General features: G+C 63.6%; 5 protein-coding genes. All 5 read right to left on the bottom strand.

Going from position 1 to position 7164, the window contains the following annotated elements:
* Positions 1–99 precede the first annotated feature (99 nt).
* Positions 100–1881, bottom strand: a complete 1782-nt coding sequence (locus tag NKJ55_RS34890; protein WP_352453853.1) for an NAD(P)-binding domain-containing protein — start codon at positions 1879–1881, stop codon at positions 100–102.
* Positions 1882–2025: 144 nt separating this feature from the next.
* Positions 2026–4059 carry an aldo/keto reductase gene (locus NKJ55_RS34885; protein ID WP_352453852.1) on the bottom strand — a complete coding sequence of 678 codons (2034 nt, stop codon included), beginning with the start codon at positions 4057–4059 and terminating at the stop codon, positions 2026–2028.
* A 55-nt stretch (positions 4060–4114) separates the two neighbouring features.
* Positions 4115–5212 (bottom strand): ABC transporter ATP-binding protein, encoded by a 1098-nt coding sequence (locus NKJ55_RS34880; protein ID WP_352453851.1) that lies wholly within the window; start codon positions 5210–5212, stop codon positions 4115–4117.
* 8 nt (positions 5213–5220) lie between these two features.
* Entirely contained in the window at positions 5221–6072 is an 852-nt protein-coding gene (locus NKJ55_RS34875; RefSeq protein ID WP_023675945.1) for a carbohydrate ABC transporter permease, read from the bottom strand.
* The gene (locus tag NKJ55_RS34870; RefSeq protein WP_254817930.1) at positions 6069–6929 is read right to left on the bottom strand and encodes a carbohydrate ABC transporter permease; all 861 of its coding nucleotides are present in this window, start codon (positions 6927–6929) and stop codon (positions 6069–6071) included. Before NKJ55_RS34870 ends, NKJ55_RS34875 begins: the two co-directional genes overlap by 4 nt.
* Positions 6930–7164: the final 235 nt, after the last annotated feature.

Below are 7164 nucleotides of genomic sequence, written 5' to 3'. Positions count from 1 at the left end.
CCCCTCGCGCAAAAGCGCAAAACTGTTCGCGATGTCCTCGCACATCTGTTCGCGATGTCCCCAGTCCAAACAAAGGGGAGAAGGGAAGGGCCGCGCAGCCTACTTCCCCGGCGCTCCATAGACCGGCGTCGCAATGCCTTCCATGCGCGCCTTGATCTGCAGCGCGACGTACTTCGAATAGAACCGCGACAGTGCCAGATTGCCGCCGTGGAACCACAGCGCTTCCTGTGCCGTCGGCTTCCACATGTTGCGCAATTCGCCTTGCCACGGACCCGGGTCGCCTTTCACGCCCGAGCCAATCCCCCAGCACGGGCCGACCTTGTCGGCGACTTCGCGCGAGACGATCGCCGCCACGGTTTCGTTCATCGAGAGATAGCCGGTGCAGGCGATGATTGCGTCGGCCGCCAGTTCGGTGCCGTCGTCGAAGAGGATGCCTGTCTGCGTCAGCGACTTGATCCCGACGCCACTGCGGATGCCGATCTCGCCGTCGATGATCAGATCGCAGGCGCCGACGTCGATGTAAAAGCCCGAGCCGGTGCGGTAGGCCTTCATCAGCAGCCCGGTCTCGTCGTCGCCGAAATCGATGGCGAAGCCGGCGCCGCGCAAGCGATCGTAGAAGGCCGCGTCGCGCGCCTTGATGATATCGTAGAGCGCGCGCTGGCCCTGTGGCAGCAGCGCGAACGGCGTCGAGGCGACGATCATATCGGCCTTCTCGGTGGTGATGCCGCGGGCCAGCGCCCTTTCCGAAAAGATCTCGAAACCGATCTCCATCAGCGTGTCCGACTTGACGACCGTCGTCGGCGACCGCTGGACTATCGTCACCTCGGCGCCGCTCTCCCAGAGGTCGACGCTGACGTCATGGCCGGAACTTGCGGCGCCGATGACGGCGACCTTTTTGCCGCGGAATTTCTCGCCGCTGGAATATTGGCTGGAGTGCAGGATCTCGCCCTGGAAGGCCTCGGCGCCCGGCAGGTCGATCTGCCTGGGCGGGCCATAAGCACCGGTCGCAAAGACGATGTGCTTCGGCTTCAGCGTGATGCGCTCGCCGGCGCGGTCGAGCTCGACCGTCCAGACCTTTTCGGTGTCGTCGTAGGACGCGCTGACGCATGTCGTGGAGGTCCAGTAGTTGAGCTCCATGACGCGCGTATACATCTCCAGCCAGTCGCCCATCTTGTCCTTGGGCGTGAACACGGGCCAGTTCTCGGGAAACGGGATGTAGGGCAGATGGTCGTACCAGACCGGGTCGTGCAGCACGAGCGAGCGGTAGCGATTGCGCCAGGAATCGCCGGCCTGGGTGTTCTTCTCGATGACGATGGCCGGCACGCCCAATTGCCTGAGCCGCGCCCCCAGCATGATGCCGCCCTGGCCGCCGCCGATAACCAGGCAGTAGGGCTGCTGGCTAACGCCGAGGTCACGCGCCTCGCGGCGCCTCGCCTCCAGCCAGGTCTCGCGTTCCGGATCCGCCTTGTGGCGGACGCCCAGCGGCCGCGCTGGGCCCTTGCGCTCCTCCAACCCCTTGAGATCGCTCATCGCCGTAAACAGCGTCCGGCATTTGCCGTCCCTGAGGCGCATGATGCCATGGCCCCACGCCGATGACGTCTCGAAAGAAAACCAGGCTTCGATCGTGCCCTCGTCCGAAGTCGCTTCGCCGCTGAGCTGCCACCGGGCAGGCTTTGTCGTTGCCAGCGTCGCCGCCAGCATGTCGCGGATCGCGGCGCGGCCCTCCATCGTCTTGATGTTCCAGGTGAAGGTCAAGAGATCGCGCCAGTAGCAGTCCTCGACGAACAAATTGGTTGCGGCCTCGACGTCGCCGGCCTCGAGCGCCCGGGCAAAGGAATCGAGCCAGGTGGCCGCCTGTTTCGTCGGTGCGATGTCGAGCATCTGTCTTCCCTAACTTCCAGTGACCTTTGCGCTGCCCTCATTCTTACCCTTTCCGGGTTCTTTGCGGGAGAGGGTGAGGGCAGCGCAAACAGTCCGGAAGCTAAGCTAAGGGCGCAGCGTAGGCCGAAGCGACTGCCCCTGCCGTCAGGCGCGCGCGCGGGCCTGATCCGAACCGCTATCCAGCCATGCAAGATCGTCCGGCGAAAGTGAAATGTCGAGCGCCTGGAGGCTGTCTTCCAATTCGTCGAGCGTGCGCGGCCCGATCAGCGGGACGGACGGAAAGGGCTGCGCCAGGACATAGGCGAGCGCGACGTGGATCGGGCTTTTGCCCAGCCGTCTGGCGAGCTCGATGGCGCGGTCGCGGCGGCCGAAATTCCTCTCCGAATACCAGACCCGGACCAGCTCCTCATTGTCGCGCCGGTCGCGGCCGGCGCGATCGGTGAAGAAGCCGCGGCCCTGGCTCGACCAGGCGAAATTCGGCATCTGCCGGGCGGTGAGCCAGGCCTTCCATTCGTCGCTGGAGGAGGTGACGCAGCCTGCCCAGATCGGCTCCAGCATTTCGGCCAGCGAAAAATTGTTGGAAAGCGCGCCGGGCTTCTGCTTGCCGGTGCGCTCGGCATAGGCAATCGCCTCATCCATGCGTTCCATCGTCCAGTTCGAGCCGCCGAACGGACCGCGAATGCGGCCGGCCTTGACCTCGCGGTCCATCGCATCGACGAATTCGTCGACCGGCACATCCGGATTGTCGCGGTGCATGAAATAGACGTCGATATGGTCGGTCTGCAGCCGTTCGAGCGACTGGGTGAGTTGCTTGCCGATGACGTCGGGATAGCAGAGCGGCGAGTGCGCGCCCTTGCCGATGACCACCGACTGCTCGCGCACGCCGCGGTTCTTCAGCCACTGGCCGAGCAGCGTCTCGGTATAGCCGGAACCGTAGACGAAGGCGGTGTCGAACAGATTGCCGCCGGCCTCGAAATAGGCATCGAGCAGGATGGCGCCCGACGAAAAGGTGCGGAAATCCTCGAAGCCGAGCGCCAGGCACGAGGCCGGCCGCGGCAGGCCCGGAATGCTGCGCTTGGGGATGGCGGTTCCGCCGGAGCGCAGCTTCCGTCCGGAGATCGTGTTGACGCGCTTTGCCGGTTTCTCGATGTCGTATTCGAGCCCGATTGCCGCCCGCCATTTGTCGAGCACGCGCAGATTGCCGAGACTGTCGGCCCAGCCCATGCCGGGCCAGGCGAACTCCTGCTTTCCGCCGAGAATGGCCTCGCCGGCGGCGTCGACCTCAAATGCGTACAGCCAGCCGTCCTCCGTGACCTCGACCACCTCGGTGTCACCCGGACGGATGATGCGGATTTCGCCGGTGCCGCCTTGCTGGCCGCCGGCATACCAGAAATCCGCCACCTCGATGCGGCCTTTGCTGCCGACAATACGCAAGACATTGTCCTGAGCGAGCGAGATGCTGCAGGACACTTCCGCGACGATGCCGCCCGGAAAATGCAACAGCGCCGACGCCCATTCGTCGACGCCGGATTGGCCGAGATGCGCAGCGCCGACGACTTTGTCCGGCTCGGCGAAGGGCTTTCCCGCCGCGGCGCCGGCAATCAGCCGCGCCATCGAGACGGGATAACCGCCGACATCGAGAATGCCGCCGCCGGCGAGATCCTTGGCGTAGAGACGGTGCTCCGGCATGAAGCCCGGCATGGCGAAGCCGAAGCTGGATTTGATCATCTTGATGTCGCCGATCGCGCCGGTCCTGATCACCTCGACCAGCTTGGCCGTCTGCGGATGCAGCCGGTACATGAAGGCTTCGCCGAGAAAGGTGCCGGCCTTGCGCGCGGCATGGATCATGGCGTCGGCTTCGAATGCGGTCAGGCCAAGCGGCTTTTCGCAAAGCACGTGCTTTCCGGCCTCGGCCGCCTTGATCGCCCATTCGGCATGGCTCGGATGCGGCGTCGAAATATAGATCGCGTCGACATCCGGATCGCCAACCAAAGCCTCGTAGCCGTCCAGGATGCGGGCGCCGGGGAAAGCCTCGGTGAGCCCCGCCTTGCCGGGATTGCGCGCCCCTAAGGCGACCAATGTGCCGGTGCGCGAATGGGCGACGCCCCCGGCAAAAGCCTTGGCGATGTTGCCGGGCCCGAGAATGCCCCAGCGAACTTTTTCTGGTTTGGACGTCATGTCAAATCTCCGTGGGTGGCCGCGAGCAATCGCGATCGGACAAAAGAAAGATGGGTTAGCGAATGCGTGCGCCGGTGGCGTCGAAGAGAAGCGAGCGGTCGGCTTTGATCGACACCACCAGGTCGTCGCCGTTCGCGCGATGCCGTGAGGCCTCGCGCTCGATGATCAGTTCCTCGCGTCCGCCCCCGGTACCGGAATTGGCATAGACATAGCTCACCGATCCCAAGTGCTCGGCGACGTCGGCCTTGAGGGTAAGGTCGCAATCGCCCTGGCCGGCGTCGAAGAAATGCTCCGGCCGCACGCCAAGCACAACATCGCCGCCTGTTGCAGGCAAGGCATCCGAAAGCGGCTTGCGCAGTCGCGCGCCGCGATGATTGACCAGTTCGACGACCGCCGCACCGTGGTCGGCCCCGACCATTTTTGCCGCCAGGAAGTTCATTTTCGGCGAGCCGACGAAGCCGGCAACGAAGCGGTTGGCGGGGTCGTCGTAGAGATCGAGCGGCGCGCCGATCTGCTCGATATTGCCGGCGTTGAGCACGACGATCCTGTCGGCCAGCGTCATCGCCTCGGTCTGGTCGTGCGTCACATAGACCATGGTAACGCCGAGCTCCTTATGAAGGCGCGATATCTCGACGCGCATCTGCACCCGGAGCTCGGCATCGAGATTGCTGAGCGGTTCGTCGAACAGGAACACTTGCGGCTCACGCACGATGGCGCGGCCGATGGCGACGCGCTGGCGCTGGCCGCCCGACAATTGCCGCGGCCGCCGCTTCATCAGCTCGGCGATGCGCAGGATTTCGGAAGCCCGCTTCACCCGCCGCTCGGTATCTGCCTTGGGGTTGCCGGTCATTCTCAGGCCGAAGCTCAGATTCTGCTCGACCGTCATGTGCGGATAGAGCGCGTAGGACTGGAACACCATGGCGATGCCGCGATCGGCCGCCTCGACGTCGTTCACCACCTTGCCGCCAATGGCGATCTCGCCGTCGCTGATGTCCTCGAGCCCGGCGATCATCCGGAGCAGCGTGGACTTGCCGCAGCCGGAAGGGCCGACGAAGACGACGAATTCGCCGTCATCGATGTCGATATTGGCGCCGTGGACGATCTCGAAGACGCCGAAGCGCTTGATGACGTTTTTGAGTGTGACTGCCGCCATGCTGATCCTTACTTGATGGCGCCGGCGGCGATGCCGGCAACGAAATGGCGCTGCAGAAGCACGAACACGACGAGCATTGGCGCCGTCAGCATCACCGCGCCCGCCATGATGCCGCCCCAGGACACCTTGGTGAGACCGATCAGCGTGCCGAGCGCCACGGGCGCGGTCATTGCGCCCGGCTTGGAATTGATCAGCAGCGGCCAGAGATAGTTGTTCCAGGAGGCAAGGAAGAGGATGATGGCGAGCGCCGCCAGCATCGGCCGCGCCAGAGGCAGTGCGACGAACAGGAATATCCGCCATTCCTTGACGCCCTCGACCTTGGCGGCGTCGAACAGCTCGTGCGGCATCATCGAAAAACTCTGCCGCATGAAGAGCACGCCCAGCGAATTGAACAGCGGCGGCACGATCAGCGCCACCCAAGTGTTGGCGAGCTTGAAGTCGCGCGCCACCATGATGAATTGCGGGATCAGCACGACCGCATAGGGCAGCGTGATGGTGCCGAAGATGATGGCGACGACCATGCCCTTGCCGAAGAAGTTGTAACGCGCCAGCGCCCAGCCGGCCATCGAGGTCAGCATCACCGACAGGAAGGTATAGGTCACCGCCACCGAGACGGAGATGCCGATGGCGCCGATGAAATTGGTGCCGCGCTGCAGATTGCTGACATTGTCGAGGAAATTGCCATGCGGCAAAAGCTCGATGTCGGGGCTGAAGATGCCGTTGTCGGGCATCGTCGAAAAAACCACCATCATCCACAGCGGAAACAGCCAGACCAGCGCCAGCGGCGTCAGGAACAGATGCAGCGCGATGCTGCGTCCCAATCTGGCCTGGGAACGGCTGACTCTTGAGTGCGAGGTCATTTCGGTTCCCTCGTCAGCCATATCTGCACCAGCGAAATGGCAATCGCCAGCCCGGCCATGGTGTAGGCGACGGCCGAAGCGTAGCCGAAATTGAGCGACCGGAAGCCCTGGCGGTAAAGCAGCAGCCCGAGCGTTTCGGTGCCGCCGCCCGGCCCGCCGCGCTCGGTGATCAGGAAGGGCTCGGTGAACAGCTGCATGGTGCCGATGATCGACAGCACGGCGCAGAACACGATGATCGGCTTGAGCAGCGGCAGCGTGATGTAGAAGAACTGTTTGACCTTGCTGACCCGGTCCAGGGTCGCCGCCTCGTAGACATCCTCGGGAATCGACTGCAAGCCGGCGAGCAGGATGATGGCGTTGTAGCCGGCCCAGCGCCACGTCACCGCCATCATGATCACCGCCATCGCCGGGGTGACGTTGGTAAACCAGTCGACACTGGGCAGGCCGATGCTGTTCAGCAATTTGTTGATGATGCCGTAGTCGAGATTGAACATCAGCCGGAAAACCGCCGAATAGGCGACCTCGCCGACCACAACCGGCGCGAAGAAGGCAAAGCGGAACAGGCCACGGGCCTTGAGCAGCGGCGAATTCAAAAGCACCGCCATCACAATCGCCAGCGAAATCATCACCGGCACCTGGATGACAAGGATCAGCAATGTGTTCTTCAAGGCATTGAAGAAGGCCGGATCGCCGATCAGCCGGCCCCAGTTGAAGGTCGGCGCGAAGCGCCACGGCACGGTGCGCGTCGCCTGGAACGAGATCAGGAACGAATCGATGATCGGCCACAGCCAGAAGATCGAAAAAATCAGCAGATACGGCGCGAGGAAGCGATACGCCGTGGCGTTCTGGTAGCGCATCGTTTTCCTCCTTTCTGCTTTCAAGTTCTTGCCTTCTCCCCTTGTGGGAGAAGGTGGATCGGCGCGAAGCGCCGAGACGGATGAGGGGTGTTGGAAGGAATGCCGTCCGAGCCAAGCTGGAGCACCCCTCATCCGTCGCCTTCGGCGATCCCTTCTCCCACAAGGGTGTTTGGACTGGGGACATCGCGAACAGATGTGCGAGGACATCGCGAACAGTTTTGCATGCTATCGCGCC

This window comes from Mesorhizobium sp. M0106, assembly GCF_040322715.1.
Classification (GTDB): Bacteria; Pseudomonadota; Alphaproteobacteria; order Rhizobiales; family Rhizobiaceae; genus Mesorhizobium.
The sequence above is the reverse complement of the archived record's forward strand: the minus strand, read 5'-3'. Positions and strand labels throughout refer to the sequence as shown.